Genomic DNA, 15,515 nt, shown 5'->3' with positions numbered 1-15,515 from the left:
CGCCAGGAGGCAGGGGGGTACGACGATGCCGACAGCGCATCGCGGGGCGGTGCGGCGGCTGCTGACCGTCGCCGGGCTGCTGTCCGTGGTCCTCTACACCGAGGGCCAGTGGGAGAGCCGTTCCGGCGGCCGGATGCTGGTGGCGGACCTGCTGAACCGGCCCGAGCCGCTGCTCGGCTCGGCGCTCGCCGCGCTGATCACCGCCGCCTGGCTCGGCGGGCGCCGCACGGCCGCCCGGACCGCGGTCCGGGCCGTCGCGGTGACCGCCGGTGTGCTCTTCCTGATCGGGGTGCTCGCCGTCCACGTGTCCGCGGCGGACGAGACGCGCAGCCGTCAGGACGCCCCGACCCGGCCGGAGCGGACGCTGGTCGTGGTGCACCGCTCGTACGGCTCGGAGACCGAGGCCAACAGCTGGCAGATCCTGCTGGAGACCGGCTCCGGCTGGTCCGGACGGCGCTGGTCGCTCGGCACCGTCGACGGGAGGTTCCCCGGCGAGGGCGCCTTCCTGGCGGCCACCTGGACCGGCCCCGACCAGGTCACCGTGGTCACCGACACGCACCGCCGCGTCTTCAACGTGGATCCGGACACCGGCGAGCCGGTGGAGGCGCGGTAGCCGCCCGGCGCACCCGGGCCGTCGTCCGCCCGACGGCGGCCGGGCACCTGAGTACGGGTACCCACACCGCCCGGCGCGCGGGCGGAGATTCGCCCGCAGTTCGCCCGACGGCCACCCGGCGGGGCGCCGCTGCTCCTAGTCTGCGGGCGACGACCAGCACCGCCATGACAACAGTGCGAGCAAGGAGCATCCATGACGTACCGTCCGCTCGACGGCAGCAGCCCGGCTCACGACGCCCAGGACGCGGGCGGCGAGGCGGGGGCCGCCTCCTCACGGCGCCGGTTCCTGCGCGCGACCGGCGTGGTCGGTCTCGGCACCGCCTTCGCCGCCGCCGGCGCCGGTGAGGCGCTCGCGGCCCCGGCCGACGACCAGCCCGACGCCTCCGACGAGCGCGGTGCCGCCGCCGCCCGCCCCACCGGCACCCGCACGCCGGTGCGCACCGGCACCGGCCTGGACCGGCTGCCGCACCCGCTGATCATCGGCCACCGGGGCGCCCCCGGCTACCGGCCCGAGGAGACCCTGGGCTCGTACGAGCTGGCCCTGGAGCTCGGCGCGGACGTCATCGAGCCGGACCTCGTCCCGACCAGGGACGGCCACCTGGTCGTCCGGCACGAGAACAACATCGCGGAGACCACCGACGTCGCCGACCACCCCGAGTTCGCGAGCCGCAAGGCGACCAAGAACATCGACGGCCAGCCGCTCACCGGCTGGTTCACCGAGGACTTCACGCTCGCCGAGCTGCGCACCCTGCGTGCCAAGGAGCGCCTGCCGCAGCAGCGCCAGCGCAACACCCTGTACGACGGCCGGTGGCAGATCCTCACCTTCCGCGAGCTGGCCGACTTCGCCCGCAAGCGCTCGCGCGAGCTCGGCCGCGAGGTCTGGCTCTACCCGGAGACCAAGCACCCGAGCTACTTCCGCTCGATCGGCCTGCCGCTGGAGGAGCGGCTGGCGGACGAGCTGCGCCGGGCGGGCCTGGCCGGCAAGCGCGGGCGGGCGATCCTGCAGTCCTTCGAACCGAGCAGCCTGCAGCGGCTGGCCAAGCTGGTCGACAACCCGCGGATCCAGCTGCTGAGTGGCCTGACCAGCCAGCCGTACGACTTCGTGCTCTCCGGCGACAAGCGCACGGTGGCCGATCTGGTCACCCCGGCGGGCCTGCGCTGGATCGCCTCCTTCGCGCACGGCATCGGCCCGACCACCCAGCTGATCGCCCCGGTGGACGCGGCCGGGAAGCTGCTGCCGCCGACCACCCTGGTCCGCGACGCGCACGCGGCCGACCTGCTGCTGCACCCGTACACGGTGCGCAACGAGAACAGCTTCCTGCCGGTGGACTACCGGCGCGGCACCGACCCCAACGCGTACGGGGACGCGATCGGCTGGGCCCGGTACCTGTACGAGCTGGGCGTGGACGGCTTCTTCACCGACCAGACCGACACCACCGTGCTGGCCCGGCAGGACTTCTGGGCCGCCAAGGGCGTCAACTGACCCCGCCCGCACGGTGACACGCCCGTGCCCCGGACCGTTCGACGCGGTCCGGGGCACGGCGGTGTCACTGGTCGTCGGCGGGCGGCTGGCTCGGGCGCGTGGTGTGCGGCCGGCCTGATCCCGCGCTACCGCCCCCGGACGACGGCTGGCCGCTGCCGGGCGCGTTGGTGCCGGAGCCGGTCGGGCTCGTGGACGGGTCGCGCTTGGGCGGCGGGTCCGGGATGTAGACGGTGTCGAAGGTCTCCTCCGGCATGTTCCTCAGCGCCTGGTTCATGGCCAGCTGCCAGATCGGGCCCGGGCCGGTGGAGCCGAAGATCTCCGGGTAGTACCTGCCGCCGATCCGGATGTTCTTCATCGGCACGCCCTTGGACGGGCCGCCGAGCCAGACCGAGGCGGCCAGGTTGGCGGTGTAGCCGCTGAACCAGGCCGACTTCTTCTCGTCGGTGGTGCCGGTCTTGCCCGCGATCTGCCGGCCGTCGTCCAGGCCGAGGTCGCGCGCGGTGCCGCCCTTCTCGGTCACCCCGAGCAGGACGGTGTTGATGACGTCCGCGGTGTTCTCGGACATCACCCGCTCGCACTTGGCGGGGCTCACCGGCACGTCCTTGCCGTCCATCGTGGTGATCCCGCTGATCGCCAGCGGCGCGCAGTGGGTGCCCCCGGCGGCGAAGGTGGCGTAGACGTTCGCCATCACCAGCGGGCTCACCTCCTGGGTGCCGAGGCCCAGCGCGGGCAGCTCCTGGAGCGGATCACCGCTCGCCTTGCCCGCGACACCCAGCTTGTTGGCCATCTGCTTGACCGCGCAGAGGCCGATCTCCTGCTCCATCTGCACGAAGTAGGTGTTCACCGAGAGGGCCATCGCCTGCTTCAGGTCGTACGGACCCTCCTCACTGGAGGACTCGTTGGGGATCGAGCCGCCCTTCTTGCCCTTCTCCAGGTTCTTCCAGGTGCCGTCGCAGGTCTTGATCGTCGGCCAGTCCATCCGGTTCGGCGACGGGTACGACTGGGTGGCCGGCAGCCCGGCCTCCAGGGCGGCGGCGGCCACGATCGGCTTGAAGTTGGAGCCGGGCTGGAAGCCGTTGCCGCCGCCCATCGCCGCGTCCACGTTGTAGTTGACGACGGTCTCGTTCTTGTTCGGGTCCAGCCCGTAGGGGCGGGTCTGGGCCATCGCCAGGATCTTGCCGCTGCCCGGCTCGACCATGGTCACGGCCGCCGAGACCGGGTCGGTGACGTAGACCCGCTTGGTCACCGCGTTCTGGGCGGCGGCCTGCTTGTCCGGGTCCAGGGTGGTGTAGATGTTCAGCCCGCCCTGGTCCCACAGCTTCTTGCGCTCGGCGGCGGTCTTGCCGAACACCGGGTCCTGCCTGACCACGTGCCGGACGTAGTCGCAGAAGAAGCCCATGCCCGCGTTGGCCATGATGCAGCCGCTCTGCGGGTCCTTGTAGCGGAGGCCGAGCGGGGCGGCCTTGGCCTCCCGCGCCTGCTCGGCGGTGATGTGCTTGTTCTCCACCATCTTGTCGATGACGGTGTCCCGGCGCTTCTGCGCGGCCACCGGGTGCAGCTTCGGGTCGTACTGGGAGGGGTTCTGCACCAGGCCCGCGAGCGTGGCCGCCTCGGGGAGCGTCAGGTCGATGGCGTCCTTGCTGAAGTACCGCTGGGAGGCCGCCTGGATGCCGTACGCCTGGTGCCCGTAGAAGGTGATGTTCAGGTAGTTGGTGAGGATCTGATCCTTCGTCAGGTCCTCTTCCAGCTTGATGGCGTACTTGAGCTCCTGGATCTTGCGGCCCAGCGTCTTGCGCTGCGCCTCCAGGACGGCGGCCTGGTCGTCGCCGGCCTTCTCGACGTTGACGTTCTTCACGTACTGCTGGGTCAGGGTCGAGGCGCCCTGCACGGTGGCGCCGCTCTCCGCGTTCTTGGTGATGGCCCGGAGGACACCCTTGAGGTCGACCGCGCCGTGCTCGTAGAAGCGGGCGTCCTCGATGTCCACCTGGGCCTGGCGTATCAGGGGGGACATCCGGTCGGCGGTGATCACCGTGCGGTCACGCTCGAAGACCTTGGCGATCAGGCCGCCCTTGGCGTCGAAGATCTGGGTGGCCTGGGTGAGCGGCGGGGCCTTGAAGTCGTCCGGAATGTTCTCGAAGCTCTCGACACCGCTCTTCGCACCGAGGCCGAGCGCCCCCGCCGCGGGCAGCACCAGACCCGCCAGCAGGACGCCGCCCAGCGTGCTGTAGCCGAGGAACTTCGCCGCGTGGCCGGCCAGGGCGAGCGGGGTGGCGCGGCGCCGGGGTCGCGGCACCCACGTGTCGCCCGGGTCCGGGGAAGGTATGCGGCTCTTCGGTGGCATAGCTGGAACACTACGTCCACGAAAACCGTGCGTGGGGCGGGTGTTCGCCAAGCCAGGTTACAAATCTGCGACAGATTCGCCACGTTCGGATCGCTCGGCGCAGGCCCGCCGGGGAGGCCCCGCGCCGAGCGGGCCGTTCGCCCACGGCCCGTCCCACCGCGGGCGGTTCGGCTCCGGCGGCGACCGCCCTGCCCGGCCCCGCGCCGGCCGCGGTGACGCGGGGCGGACGAAGACCCGGGGCACGGACGGCGGGCCGGTCCGGGCCCCGGCCGGACGGCCGGGCGGGTGTCCCCGGCGGTGCGGTGGCCGGTGACCAGGAAGTCCGTCACCACCGCGCCCCCGCAGGCGCTCCCGTTGGCGACGTGGGCATCGTGGCCGCCCGAGCCGACGACCACCATCCGGGCCCGCGTGCCGAACGCCTCGCGGAGGCGGAGGGCGCCCTGGTAGGGCGTGGCCGGATCCCGCAGGTTCCGGGCGAGCAGGATGGTGGACGGGCCCCGGTCGGTGCCCCGCACCGGCGGCTCGGCGGGCGCGTACGGCCGGAAGGCACAGGGCATGATGCCGGCGGGCCGCCCGCCCCATCCGGTCAACCGGCCTGTGCGGGGTGGGGAGTTCCCTGCCCCGACACCGCCTCAGCCGGAGCGGCGTTTCCTGCGCAGGCCGGCCGCGGCGGCCACGGCGGCGATCACCACCAGCAGGCCGAGGGCGCCGTTCGACGGCCCGCCGGACGAGTCGCCGGCGGAGGCGGCGGCGGGCGCCCCGGAGGGCGGCGGGGCGGGTGCGGTCGCAGGGGGCGAGGACGGCGAGGTGGACGGTACCGGCTGCACGGTGTCCGGGAGTTGGCCGTCGCCGAGCGGTGAGCGCCAGACCGGACTGCCCTTTCCCTCGCTGCCGTAGAGCAGCGCCCGGCCGTCCGCGGTGAAGGTGACCGACTCGCCCTGGCGCTGCAACGGCGCGCTGAGCGGCGTGGGCTGACCGGGTGCGCCGTCCTGCCAGCGGTAGAGGGTGGCGGAGAAGTAGCCGCGCAGGACGAGCCGGGTGCCGTCCGGCGAGAAGGCGCCGTCCGTGGTCCAGGGGGCGTCGCCGATCCGGCGGAAGGTGTTGACGCCGGTGGCCGACAGCTTCTCGGGGCCCTGGTAGAGGCCGCCGCCGCCCTGCTTCTTGCTGGCGACGTAGGCCCGGCCGGTCACCGGGTGGACCATCAGTGCCTCGGCGTCGCGCGGCCCGTCCTCGTAGCGCACCCGGTAGCGGACGGCGTCCACGGTCTGGTCGCGCAGCTCGGCGGGTTCGGCGAAGGCGTAGATCCAGACCTCGGGCCAGGTGCCGCCGAGGTTGTCCCCGATGTCGCCGAGGTAGAGCCGTCCGTCGGGGCCGAGCGAGATCGCCTCGACGTCGCGCGGCTTGACGCCGCGCAGGGTGACGGTGGCGACGGTGCGGCCCTCGCTGTCGACGGCGTAGACGTAGGGGCCGTCGTCGCTGTCGTTGTGCGTCCAGTAGACGCCCGGGTGGGCCTGGCTGGCGGCGAGGCCGCTGGACTCGGTGATGCGCGGGTCGGTGAGGGTGAACAGCTCGCCGGCGCCGTCGGCCGCGCGGGCGGGCCCGCCACCCGCCCCGACCGCGCAGGCGGCCGCGAGCAGCACCGCCGAGGCGCGCACCGCCCCCCGGTACCGCTCCCGCGCCGTGTCCGTTCGCATCCTCAGCACCCGGCGATCCTCCCACGAGGGCCCGCGCCGGGGGGCTCGGGCTCCGCCCACCCCTTTTCGTCACCTTGACGAGATTGCGGACTCCGCAATATCGTCCTAGTGACGAAAAGAGGGAGTAACTCATGGCCGACATCAGCAAGCGCTTCGGACTGCGCCATCTGCGCGCCGTCCCCACCGCCCACATCCGCCACCTGAACCGAGGGGAGATCGCCCACGAGGGCACCGGGCTGGCCTTCTGGTTCCGCCCGCTCACCGCCGCCCTCTCCGAGGTGCCGGTGGACGACCGCGAACTCGCCATGCTCTTCCACGCCCGCACCTCCGACTTCCAGGACGTCACCGTCCAGGCCACGCTCACCTACCGGATCACCGAACCGGCCACCGCGGCCACCCGCGTGGACTTCGGCATCGACCCGGACACCGGCGCCTGGCGCGCCGCCCCGCTCGACCAGCTCGCCACCCTGCTCACCGAGACCGCCCAGCAGCACGCCCTCGGCCTGCTCGCCCGCACCCCGCTCGCCACCGCGCTGGTCGACGGTGTCAGCGCGGTCCGCGAGCGGATGGCCGCCGGGCTCGCCGCCGAGCCCCGGATCACCGAGACCGGGCTCTCCGTGATCGCCGTCCGGGTGGTCGCGCTGCGCCCCGAGCCGGAGGTGGAGCGCGCGCTGCGCACCCCCGCCCGCGAACTGGTCCAGCAGGAGGCCGACCGGGCCACCTTCGAGCGGCGGGCCGTCGCCGTGGAGCACGAGCGCGGCATCGCCGAGAACGAACTCGCCAACCGGATCGAACTGGCCCGCCGGGAGGAACAGTTGCTCGCCCAGCAGGGCGCCAACAGCCGGCTCCAGGCGGAGGAGGAGGCGGTCGCCGACAAGGTCCGCACCGAGGCCGAGGCCGAGCGCCGCACCCGGCTCGCCACCGCCGAGGCCGACGCCGCCCGCGCCCTCGGCGACGCCCGCGCCGCCGCCGAGGCGGCCTGGCTGACCGCCCACCAGCAGGCCGACCCGGGCGTCCTGCGGGCGCTCGCCCTGATGCGGCTGGCGGAGCACCTGCCCCGGATCGACAGCGTCACCCTCACCCCGGACGTGCTCACCGGGCTGCTGGCCAGGCTCGGCGCACCGGCGGGCGCCCAGGGCGGCGGTCCCAGCGGGGGCAACGGCGGCGGGGCCGGACGGTGAGCCTCGCACCGAGGGCGGTCCTGGTGCACCGCCGCACCGAGTACGACGAACTGCTCGCCCACCACGGCACGCCCGGCCAGGCCGCGTTCTTCCTCTCCTCCCGGGGCCGGTCCGCCGAGGAGGTGGAACAGCGCCACCGCCGGCAGACCGAGGCGCTGGGCAGGGCCGCGGCCGCCGTGCCGCTGGACTGGCGGCGCACCCGGGTGGAGCGGACCGACCTGCCGCGCTTCCTGTTCGAGCCGGAGGACGTGGTGGTCGTGGTCGGCCAGGACGGACTGGTCGCCAACGTCGCCAAGTACCTGGACGGGCAGCCGGTGATCGGGGTGGACGGCGACCCCGGCCGCAACCCCGGCGTGCTGGTCCGGCACCGCGCCTCCGCGCTCTCCGCCCTGCTCCCGGCCGCCGTCAGCCGCACCGGCGCCCGGCACCTGGAGGAGCGCACCATGGTCGAGGCGGTCGCGGACGACACCCAGCGGCTGCTGGCCCTGAACGAGGTGTACCTCGGGCAGCCGGGCCACCAGACGGCGCGCTACCGCCTGGCGGTGAGCGGCGGCGAGGCGGAGCCGCAGGCCTCGTCGGGCGTGTTGGTCGGCACCGGGACCGGCGCCACCGGCTGGTGCCGCTCGGCCTGGCTGGAGCGCGGCGGCCCGGTCCAGCTGCCGGAGGCGGTCGCGCCGGCGCTCGCCTGGTTCGTCCGCGAGGCGTGGCCCTCCCCCGCGACCGGCACCAGCCGGGTGCACGGGGTGCTCGACGGCGGCCGGGAGCTGGTGCTGACGGTCGAGTCCGAGCGGCTGGTCGCCTTCGGGGACGGCATCGAGGCGGACGCGCTGGAGCTGACCTGGGGCCAGAGCATCCGGGTGGGCGTCGCCGCGTCCCGGCTGCGGCTGCTGGTGTGACGGCGTCGGCTGCGGCCGCTCGGCACCGGGGCTCCCGGCGCCGGGGCGGCCCTACGGCAGGGTCAGGACGCGCGGGCCGTCCTCGGTGATCGCCACGGTGTGCTCGATGTGCGCGGCCCGGCTGCCGTCGGTGGTGCGCAGCGTCCAGCCGTCCGGGTCGGTGCAGTAGTCGTCCCGGCCGCCGGCCGTGAGCATCGGCTCGATGGCGAGCACCAGCCCGGGCCTGAGCGGGTAACCCCGGCCCGGGCGGCCCTCGTTGGGCACGTGCGGGTCCTCGTGCATCCGCCGCCCGATCCCGTGGCCGCCGAAGCCCTCCGGCAGGCCGTAACGGGCACCGCGCGCGACGCCGGCGATCGCGTGCGCGATGTCGCCGGTCCGGTTGCCGACGACGGCCGCGGCGATCCCGGCCTCCAGTGCCCGCCGGGTGGCGTCGATCAGCTCCCGGTCGCCCGGCCTCGGGAGGCCGACGCTGAAGCTGACGGCGGCGTCGCCCGCCCAGCCGTCCAGCACCGCGCCGCAGTCGATGCTGACCAGGTCGCCGTCGCGCAACCGGTAGCCGTCCGGGATTCCGTGCACCACGGCGTCGTTGACGGAGGCGCAGATCACCGCGGGGAACGGCACCGGCGCGAACGACGGCCGGTACCCGAGGAAGGGCGAGGTCGCCCCGGCGTCGCGCAGCACCCCGCGCGCCACCTCGTCCAGCTCCAGCAGGCTGACGCCCACCGCCGCCGCGCCCTCCACGGCGGCCAGGGCGTCGGCCACCACCCGCCCGGCCTCGCGCATCGCGGCGAGCGCCGGATCCGACTTGAGCTCCACCATGGTTTCGACTCCCCTCATCAACCCAATTCTTATACCGGTATTTGTATCACGCTCCCCGGCCCTCCCCACTCCGGCCCGCCAGCACCTCGCTCCGTCTCCCCCGCCGCACCCCCTACTATCGAAACCATGGTGAGGACTCCACTGACACCCTGGGAGCGCGAGCGCGGCGAGCGCTTCGGCGCGCTGCTGCGCGAGGCGCGCGGCGAGCGCAGCATGGTCGAGGTCGCGGCGGCCGCCGGCGTCTCCGCGGAGACCCTGCGCAAGATCGAGACGGGCCGCGCCCCCACTCCCGCCTTCTTCACCATCGCCGCCCTGGCCTTCGCCCTCGACCTCTCCCTCGACGAACTCGCCGCCGCCTGTGCCCTCACCGACGACGGGCAGGCGCTGTCCGCGTAGAGCACGGCCGGACGGCCGGACGGCGGCGGATGCCGCCACTCGACCGTCCGGGGCCGTTCGGGGCCGGGGCTCAGGACTCAGGGCTCAGGGCTCAGGCCGTGATGCCGCCGTCCAGGACGAGGTCGGCGCCGACGGTGAAGCCCGCCTCGGGGGAGGCGAGATGGAGGACGGCGGCGGCGATCTCCTCGACGGCGCCGGAGCGGCCGACGGGGACCTGGACCTTCATCCGGTCGGCCTTCTCGGCGGTGCCCTCGCCGGGGCGGGTGGACATGGCGGTCTCGACCGGGCCGGGGCTGACCGAGTTGATCCGCACGCCGTCGCCGATGTGGTCACGGGCCGCGCTGCGGGTGAGGGTGCCGATGGCCGCCTTGGAGACGGCGTAGGCACCGAGGCCGGGCAGCCGCAGGTGAACGCCGAGGTTGGAGGCGATGTTGACGATGGCGCCGCCACCGTTGGCCCGCATGTGGGCTATCTCGTACTTCATGGCGAGCCAGGTGCCGGTCAGGTTGGTGTCCAGGACGCGCCGCCATTCGTCCTCCTCCAGGTCCGCGACGGGTGCGGGGGTACCGAGGATCCCAGCGTTGTTGACGGCGACGTCCAGACCGCCGAAGTGCTCGACGGTCTCCCGGACCAGACGGGCGGCGTCCTGACTGTTCGTCACATCGGCGACCAGGGCGACGGCCTTGCCGCCCTCCCGCTCGACCAGGCCGACCGTCTCGGCGAGCGAGCTCCCGGTGCGGCCCGCGACGGCGACCCGGGCGCCCTCCCGGGCGAAGGCGAGGGCGATGGCGCGGCCGATTCCGCTGCCGCCACCGGTGACGAGGACGGACTGGTCGGCGAATCGCGTGGTCATGAGAAGTGCTCCTTGGCAACCCCGGGGAAGGGGCGGGTGCGGATCCGGGAACGGCGGCGACGCCCGCCCAGGAGGTCGCACAGACCCCATCTATATTGATCGTTCGGTCCAATATTGAGCCAGAAAAATGGCCGGTCCACGAAGAGGACCGGCGACGGGACGCCGACCGGGCACACCCCGGCCGGCACCGCGAAACCCTCAGTCCAGCAGCGCCAGCGCCAGCTCGGCCGCGTCGTGCAGCCGGGCCGCGCCGTCGCCGACCTTGCCGATCACGCGCATGCCCTGCATCAGCACCAGCAGCATCCGCGCCAGCGCCCGCGGATCACGGCCGCCGGGCAGCTCCCCCTGCGCCTGCGCGCGAACCAGGGCGGCAGCGAGCACCGTCTCCAGGTGGCCGAGGCTCGCCTCCACCCGGCGAGCCGCGGCCGGTTCGTGCGGGGCGAGTTCGACCGCCGTGTTGGTGACGAAACAGCCACGCCTGAGATCGTCCTCGGCGGCCTCCCGCGCATAGCGGCGGACCAGCGCGCGGACGGCCGGCAGCACCGGCCCGGGCTGGGACAGCTCGGCCAGCAGCACCGGCTCGTTCTGCTCGCCGTAGCGCTCCAGCGCGCGCAGATAGAGCTCGCACTTGCTGCCGAAGGTGGCGTAGATGCTGGCACGGGCGATCCCGAGCTCCTCGACCAGGTCGGCCATCGAGGTGGCCTCGTAGCCGCGCCGCCAGAACAGCTCAAGAGCCGACTGGAGCACCGCGTCGGGGTCGAATTCCTTGGTACGCGCCATGCCTGAACGCTATCCCTATCTAGATCGATCGGTCAAGAAAGGCCGCAGCCACTCACCGCTCTTCGCGCCCCGCGCGATCCGACGCTCCCCGGCACCCACCGGCGCGCCCCGGCGCACCGCTTCGGACCCCGATCCGCCCCGGGCTCGCGACAACCCGGCATAAGCAACAGTTAATTGACGACACATTGTCAAATGGACTAGACCACCGCTAGCTTTGCTCCACCATTCCTCCTCCCCCCACAGGAGGCGCTTCCCCATGTCAGTACACCCCCGACACGCGGTGGACACCGCCCGACCCCTCGTTCTGACGGCCTTCCGGATCGTCGTCGGACTGCTCTTCGCCTGCCACGGAGCCGCCTCGCTGTTCGGCGTGCTCGGCGGTGTCAAGGGCGGCGGCTCCGTCCCGGCCGGCCAGTGGCCCGGCTGGTGGGCCGCGCTGATCCAACTCGTCGGTGGCGGACTGGTCCTGGCCGGTCTCGGCACCAGGGCCGCCGCGCTGCTCTGCTCCGGCTCCATGGCCTACGCCTACTTCACCGTCCACCAGGAGCACGCCCTGCTCCCGATCCAGAACGGCGGCGAGGCCTCGGTGATGTTCTGCTGGGCGTTCCTCGCGATCGCCGTGCTCGGCCCGGGTCCGTTCGCGCTGGACCGCCTGCTGCCCCGACGGGTCGGCGGCCGGGGAGCCCGAGCCGGGGAAGGGACCGATCGCACCCGGCACGGCTCGCAGCCGACGCCGACCGGCTGACCGGCTGACCGGCTGACCGGCTGACCGGCCGGCCAGGCTGAAACCCGCCCGGTCGAAACCGAACCGGGCGGAACCGAACCGGACCGACGAACGCCCAACCGCCCCGGCCGCCCGACGGATCTTCCGAAGGGCGGCCGGCTCGGCTCCGTCGCCGCCCGTCAGACCACGGTGGGCAACGGCGGCTCCACCGCCAGCGGCGCGGAGCTGCGCGCCCGGTGCTGCGCGGCCCAGGCGGCGAGCGCCACCGCACAGGCGTGGTCGAGATGGCGCAGCCCCGACCAGTCGAGTTCGACCGGGCGGTCCGCCGGCAGCTTCTCCAGCGTGTCCAGCAGCCGGGGCAGCCGCAGGAAGGTGGCATTGCCGCTCAGCCGCACCCGCAACGGGCGCTCCCCCGGTTCCTCCCCGGGCCCCCCGGGCAGGTCCTCGACGCCGATCTGCAGGTGGGAGGTCTGCCAGGCCGACTTGACCACCGCCAGGCCGATCCCGATCAGCACCCCCTCGAACAGATCCGTGGTGATGATCGCCACCGCCGTCACCCCCAGGACCACCGCCTCCCCCCGGTGCTCCCGGCAGAGCCCGACGATCCGGCGGACCGGGACGAGCTTGGCACCCGCGTGTACCAGCACGGCGGCCAGCGCCGTCAGCGGGACGAGGCCGAGCACGCCGGGCAGGAACGCGGTGAACAGCAGCAGCCAGAGCCCGTGCAGGGTGCGCGAGACCTTGGTCCGGGCGCCCGCCTGGACGTTGGCCGCGCTGCGCACGATCACCGCCGTCATCGGGAGCGCGCCGAGCAGCCCGCAGAGCGTGTTGCCGACGCCCTGGGCGGTCAGCTCCCGGTCGTAGTCGGTGCGCGGGCCGTGGTGCATCCGGTCGACGGCGGCCGCGCTGAACAGGGTCTCGGCGGAGGCGATCAGGGTGAAGGCGAGGACGGTGCCGAGGCCCGCCGTGCCGGCCAGTGCGCCGAGCGCCCCGCGCCCCGGCAGATGGACCACGTCGAGCAGGCCGGAGACCCGGACCCGGGCCACCGGCAGGTCGGCGGCGGCCGTGACGGCGGCGGCGAGGCCGACGGCGGCCAGCGGCGCCGGCACGGCCTGGGCCACCCGGGCCGGCAGGTACTTCCAGAAGGACAGGACCAGCAGGGTCGCCACGCCGAGGGCGACCGCGCTCGGGGTGGCCGCGCCGGTGACGGCGTCGCGCAGCAGCGCGGGCAGGCCGGCGATCTTCTCGGGCCCGGTCGCGGGCGCCCTGCGGTCGGCGAGCGCGTACAGCTGGCCGAAGAGCAGGGTCAGGCCGATGCCGGCCAGCATGCCGTGCACCACGGAGGCGGACATGGCGCGGAACCAGCGGCCCAGGCGTAAGGCGCCCATGGCCAGTTGGAGCAGCCCGGTGGCGAGCACCAGCACACCGAGCGCACCGGCGCCGTACTCCCTGACCGCCTCGTAGACCAGGACGGTCAGCCCGGCGGCCGGTCCGCTGACCTGGAGGCTGCTGCCGGGCAGCGCGCCGACCACCAGGCCGCCGACGATCCCGGTGACCAGCCCGAGTTCGGCCGGGACGCCGGAGGCCACCGCGACGCCGACGCAGAGCGGCAGGGCGACCAGGAAGACCACCAGCGAGGCAGGCAGGTCGTACCGCCAGGGGACGGCCCGCAGCGCGCGGACGGGGGTGCGGTGGCGCAGCGAGCGGCGGGGGCGGGCGCTGCCCGGCGGGGCGTTCTTGCGGGGGCGGCCCGGCGGGCTCTTGGGCCGGCGGGGCAGCGCGCTCACCGGGCCACCGCCCGAAGGCGGGCGGTGCGGGCGAGGCCGGGGGTGGGGCGGGCAGGGAGACAGCAGGCGTGGCGGGTCATGGGTACGTTCCTTCCGCGCGCCCGCCGCTGCGGGCGCGCTGCTGCTGGTCGCGGCGTGGCGGACCAGGGGGCGCGGTGGTGGACCGGACGGCGGAGACGACATCGGTGCGGCGGCCGACCGGGCGGGCCGGGTGGCGGCGGTGGGCGTCGTGTCGGGTCGAGTCGGGTCGGCTGCGGTCAGGGGAGGGCGTCCCTCGATCGGGTAAGGGCGTACCGGGCGCGCTGGTCCTGAACGGGACACGACGGCCGGGGCTTCCCCCGCCCCCGGGCCGACCCCCATCCCCCCTGCCGCAACCCCGGGGCGGTTCCCCCGGTCCCGCCGCGTGTGAGGCTCCTGCCTCGCATGCGGCAACACCCTTGGGAGAAGCCCAAGTTGAACATGGCAACCATGACAGGCCCGGCGTGCCACCGACGGTACCCAGGAAGCCGGAGCGGGCCAACCTCGCACACCGTCCCTTCACGCCCGCCACACACCGGACGCGCTTTCCGGCCCGGATCGGACCTCCGGCCGGGCACGTCAGTTCGGTGGCCGGACAGGTGCACGAACAGAGCCCGCACCGAGCCGCCCCGCACCGGCCCCACCCGGATCGCCGGCGCGCGGCACCGGATCCCGCCTGTGCACGTGCCGGTCGACACACCGCGCCTGGGCCCGACCCACCGGGCGCGGCGGAGCTTCGGCATCGGCTTCCGGGTCAGGCCGGAGTTCGGGGTACGCGTTCGGGGCGGCGACTGTGCGGGTACGTAGCAGGAGCCGCCCGCGCGCGCCCGCTGCGCGCGGGGCTTCCGCACCCCGGGAGGCCCACGCCATGTCCTTCAGCATGAGCGCCACCGAGCGCGAGAGCTTTCTGGCCGCCGTCCACGTCGGCGTCCTCGCCATCGCCGACGAGGGCATCGAACCGGACCGGGGCGTCCTCGCCGTCCCGATCTGGTACTCCTACCGACCCGGTGGCGTACTCACCATCCTCACCGGCCGCCACTCCGCCAAGGCCCGCCGGATCAGGGCCGCCGGCCGGTTCGCGCTCTGTGCCCAGCAGGAGGAGCCGCCGTGCCGCTACGTCAGCGTGGAGGGCCCGGTGGTGGAGATCGAGGACCGGCTCGATCCCGCCGAGCGCGCCGCCCTGGCCCACCGCTACATGCCGCCCGCCACCGCCCGCGCCTACCTGGCCGCCACCACCGAGCAGCTGACCGCCGACATAGCCATCCGGATGCGCCCCGAGCACTGGTACAGCGCCGACTTCGCCGCCGTCGCCGCGCGCCTGGACGGGAGTGGCACGCCACCGGTGGAACACCGGTAGGGCTTGTCCGCACGAGGACTCCCGGAGAGGGCGCCCGGGTCGGTCCCGGGGCGGCCGTGACCGCTCAGGCGCCGGTGAGGTGGCGCAGCAGGGGCCCCGGGTCGGCGGAGCCGCAGGCGGTGCGGACGGCGGCGTCGTGGGCGGCGGCGAGCGCGTCGAGGCGGGTGAGCCGGGTGTGGCCGCGGCGGGAGAGGTGGGCGGTGATGCGGCGGCGGTCGCGGTCGTCCTGGCGGCGGTAGACCCAGCCGGCGTCGGCGAGGGCGTCGACCACGCGGCTGAGGCTGGCCTGCGGGATGAGCAGGGCGTGGGCGAGGTCGCCCATGGAGTGGCCGTCGCCGTCGGCGAGGGCGCGCATGACCCGCCACTGGTCGAGGGTGCAGCCCTCCGCCTCCAGCTGGGCGGCGAGGCCGCGGGCGAGACGGCGCTGCGCGACGGTGAGGAGTTCGATCAGCAGCGGCTCACCGGCGGCAGGACCGGCCGGAGCGGCGGAAAGGGTCTCGGCGGCGGCGGAGGTGTCTGTCGTCATCGCCTTGCCTCTTTCCCCACCGCTTGCCGGAATCGCTGCCATGACCAT

Annotated in this window: 14 protein-coding genes and 1 pseudogene; 7 read left to right on the top strand and 8 right to left on the bottom strand. The window is 74.3% G+C overall.

All coding sequences use genetic code 11. The features are described 5' to 3' along the window. Window positions 1-25: 25 nt before the first annotated feature. Both AB0P06_RS29740 and AB0P06_RS29735 read left to right on the top strand, forming a co-directional pair. Window positions 26-613, top strand: a complete 588-nt coding sequence (locus AB0P06_RS29740; protein WP_363612718.1) for a hypothetical protein — start codon at window positions 26-28, stop codon at window positions 611-613. Window positions 614-805: 192 nt separating this feature from the next. After that, a complete protein-coding gene (locus AB0P06_RS29735) occupies window positions 806-2,095 on the top strand; it encodes a glycerophosphodiester phosphodiesterase (RefSeq protein ID WP_363612716.1) in 1,290 nt (429 codons plus the stop codon). Between the two features lie 64 nt (window positions 2,096-2,159). On the opposite strand, the gene AB0P06_RS29730 is transcribed toward AB0P06_RS29735, so the two are convergent. From AB0P06_RS29730 to AB0P06_RS29720, 3 genes and pseudogenes are all read right to left on the bottom strand, one after another. Then, window positions 2,160-4,436, bottom strand: a complete 2,277-nt coding sequence (locus tag AB0P06_RS29730; protein WP_363612714.1) for a transglycosylase domain-containing protein — start codon at window positions 4,434-4,436, stop codon at window positions 2,160-2,162. 296 nt (window positions 4,437-4,732) lie between these two features. After that, window positions 4,733-4,993: pseudogene (locus AB0P06_RS29725) on the bottom strand (alpha/beta hydrolase); the annotation flags it as partial. 75 nt (window positions 4,994-5,068) lie between these two features. After that, the gene (locus AB0P06_RS29720) at window positions 5,069-6,130 is read right to left on the bottom strand and encodes a hypothetical protein (RefSeq protein WP_363612712.1); all 1,062 of its coding nucleotides are present in this window, start codon (window positions 6,128-6,130) and stop codon (window positions 5,069-5,071) included. 131 nt (window positions 6,131-6,261) lie between these two features. On the opposite strand from AB0P06_RS29720, the gene AB0P06_RS29715 reads away from it, so the two are divergent. Next, entirely contained in the window at window positions 6,262-7,311 is a 1,050-nt protein-coding gene (locus AB0P06_RS29715; RefSeq protein ID WP_363612710.1) for an SPFH domain-containing protein, read from the top strand. After that, a complete protein-coding gene (locus AB0P06_RS29710; RefSeq protein ID WP_363612708.1) occupies window positions 7,308-8,207 on the top strand; it encodes a hypothetical protein in 900 nt (299 codons plus the stop codon). Before AB0P06_RS29715 ends, AB0P06_RS29710 begins: the two co-directional genes overlap by 4 nt. A 51-nt stretch (window positions 8,208-8,258) precedes the next feature. Here the strand turns inward: AB0P06_RS29710 and map are convergent, their stop codons facing one another. Further along, window positions 8,259-9,026 carry a type I methionyl aminopeptidase gene (gene map, locus AB0P06_RS29705; RefSeq protein WP_363612762.1) on the bottom strand — a complete coding sequence of 256 codons (768 nt, stop codon included), beginning with the start codon at window positions 9,024-9,026 and terminating at the stop codon, window positions 8,259-8,261. A 126-nt stretch (window positions 9,027-9,152) separates the two neighbouring features. Here map and AB0P06_RS29700 point away from each other — a divergent pair, with 126 nt between their 5' ends. After that, window positions 9,153-9,422 carry a helix-turn-helix transcriptional regulator gene (locus AB0P06_RS29700; protein WP_363612706.1) on the top strand — a complete coding sequence of 90 codons (270 nt, stop codon included), beginning with the start codon at window positions 9,153-9,155 and terminating at the stop codon, window positions 9,420-9,422. A 91-nt stretch (window positions 9,423-9,513) separates the two neighbouring features. Here the strand turns inward: AB0P06_RS29700 and AB0P06_RS29695 are convergent, their stop codons facing one another. Then, on the bottom strand, window positions 9,514-10,275 hold the full coding sequence (locus AB0P06_RS29695; protein ID WP_363612704.1) for a glucose 1-dehydrogenase: 762 nt from the start codon (window positions 10,273-10,275) through the stop codon (window positions 9,514-9,516). Window positions 10,276-10,473: 198 nt separating this feature from the next. Continuing rightward, window positions 10,474-11,055 (bottom strand): TetR family transcriptional regulator, encoded by a 582-nt coding sequence (locus AB0P06_RS29690; RefSeq protein WP_363612702.1) that lies wholly within the window; start codon window positions 11,053-11,055, stop codon window positions 10,474-10,476. Window positions 11,056-11,311: 256 nt separating this feature from the next. Between AB0P06_RS29690 and AB0P06_RS29685 the strand changes: the two genes are divergently transcribed. Continuing rightward, window positions 11,312-11,800 (top strand): DoxX family protein, encoded by a 489-nt coding sequence (locus AB0P06_RS29685; protein WP_363612700.1) that lies wholly within the window; start codon window positions 11,312-11,314, stop codon window positions 11,798-11,800. A gap of 158 nt (window positions 11,801-11,958) precedes the next feature. On the opposite strand, the gene AB0P06_RS29680 is transcribed toward AB0P06_RS29685, so the two are convergent. Beyond that, window positions 11,959-13,479 carry a SulP family inorganic anion transporter gene (locus AB0P06_RS29680; RefSeq protein ID WP_363612760.1) on the bottom strand — a complete coding sequence of 507 codons (1,521 nt, stop codon included), beginning with the start codon at window positions 13,477-13,479 and terminating at the stop codon, window positions 11,959-11,961. Window positions 13,480-14,452: 973 nt separating this feature from the next. Here AB0P06_RS29680 and AB0P06_RS29675 point away from each other — a divergent pair. Beyond that, window positions 14,453-14,941, top strand: coding sequence for a pyridoxamine 5'-phosphate oxidase family protein (locus AB0P06_RS29675; protein ID WP_363612698.1), 489 nt, complete (start codon window positions 14,453-14,455; stop codon window positions 14,939-14,941). A 64-nt stretch (window positions 14,942-15,005) separates the two neighbouring features. Here AB0P06_RS29675 and AB0P06_RS29670 read toward each other — a convergent pair whose 3' ends face one another. After that, window positions 15,006-15,467 carry a MarR family transcriptional regulator gene (locus tag AB0P06_RS29670; protein WP_363612696.1) on the bottom strand — a complete coding sequence of 154 codons (462 nt, stop codon included), beginning with the start codon at window positions 15,465-15,467 and terminating at the stop codon, window positions 15,006-15,008. Window positions 15,468-15,515: the final 48 nt, after the last annotated feature.

The sequence above is a fragment of the Kitasatospora sp. NPDC088351 genome (genome assembly GCF_040685575.1).
Classification (GTDB): domain Bacteria; phylum Actinomycetota; class Actinomycetes; order Streptomycetales; family Streptomycetaceae; genus Kitasatospora.
The sequence above is the reverse complement of the archived record's forward strand: the minus strand, read 5'-3'. Positions and strand labels throughout refer to the sequence as shown.

Coding starts and splice junctions, on each gene's coding strand:
- AB0P06_RS29675 (WP_363612698.1), top strand. CDS start 14,453: ATGTCCTTCAGCATGAGCGCCACCGAGCGCGAGAGCTTTCTGGCCGCC.
- AB0P06_RS29670 (WP_363612696.1), bottom strand. CDS start 15,467: ATGACGACAGACACCTCCGCCGCCGCCGAGACCCTTTCCGCCGCTCCG.
- AB0P06_RS29685 (WP_363612700.1), top strand. CDS start 11,312: ATGTCAGTACACCCCCGACACGCGGTGGACACCGCCCGACCCCTCGTT.
- AB0P06_RS29735 (WP_363612716.1), top strand. CDS start 806: ATGACGTACCGTCCGCTCGACGGCAGCAGCCCGGCTCACGACGCCCAG.
- map (WP_363612762.1), bottom strand. CDS start 9,026: ATGGTGGAGCTCAAGTCGGATCCGGCGCTCGCCGCGATGCGCGAGGCC.
- AB0P06_RS29730 (WP_363612714.1), bottom strand. CDS start 4,436: ATGCCACCGAAGAGCCGCATACCTTCCCCGGACCCGGGCGACACGTGG.
- AB0P06_RS29695 (WP_363612704.1), bottom strand. CDS start 10,275: ATGACCACGCGATTCGCCGACCAGTCCGTCCTCGTCACCGGTGGCGGC.
- AB0P06_RS29715 (WP_363612710.1), top strand. CDS start 6,262: ATGGCCGACATCAGCAAGCGCTTCGGACTGCGCCATCTGCGCGCCGTC.
- AB0P06_RS29690 (WP_363612702.1), bottom strand. CDS start 11,055: ATGGCGCGTACCAAGGAATTCGACCCCGACGCGGTGCTCCAGTCGGCT.
- AB0P06_RS29700 (WP_363612706.1), top strand. CDS start 9,153: ATGGTGAGGACTCCACTGACACCCTGGGAGCGCGAGCGCGGCGAGCGC.
- AB0P06_RS29740 (WP_363612718.1), top strand. CDS start 26: ATGCCGACAGCGCATCGCGGGGCGGTGCGGCGGCTGCTGACCGTCGCC.
- AB0P06_RS29720 (WP_363612712.1), bottom strand. CDS start 6,130: ATGCGAACGGACACGGCGCGGGAGCGGTACCGGGGGGCGGTGCGCGCC.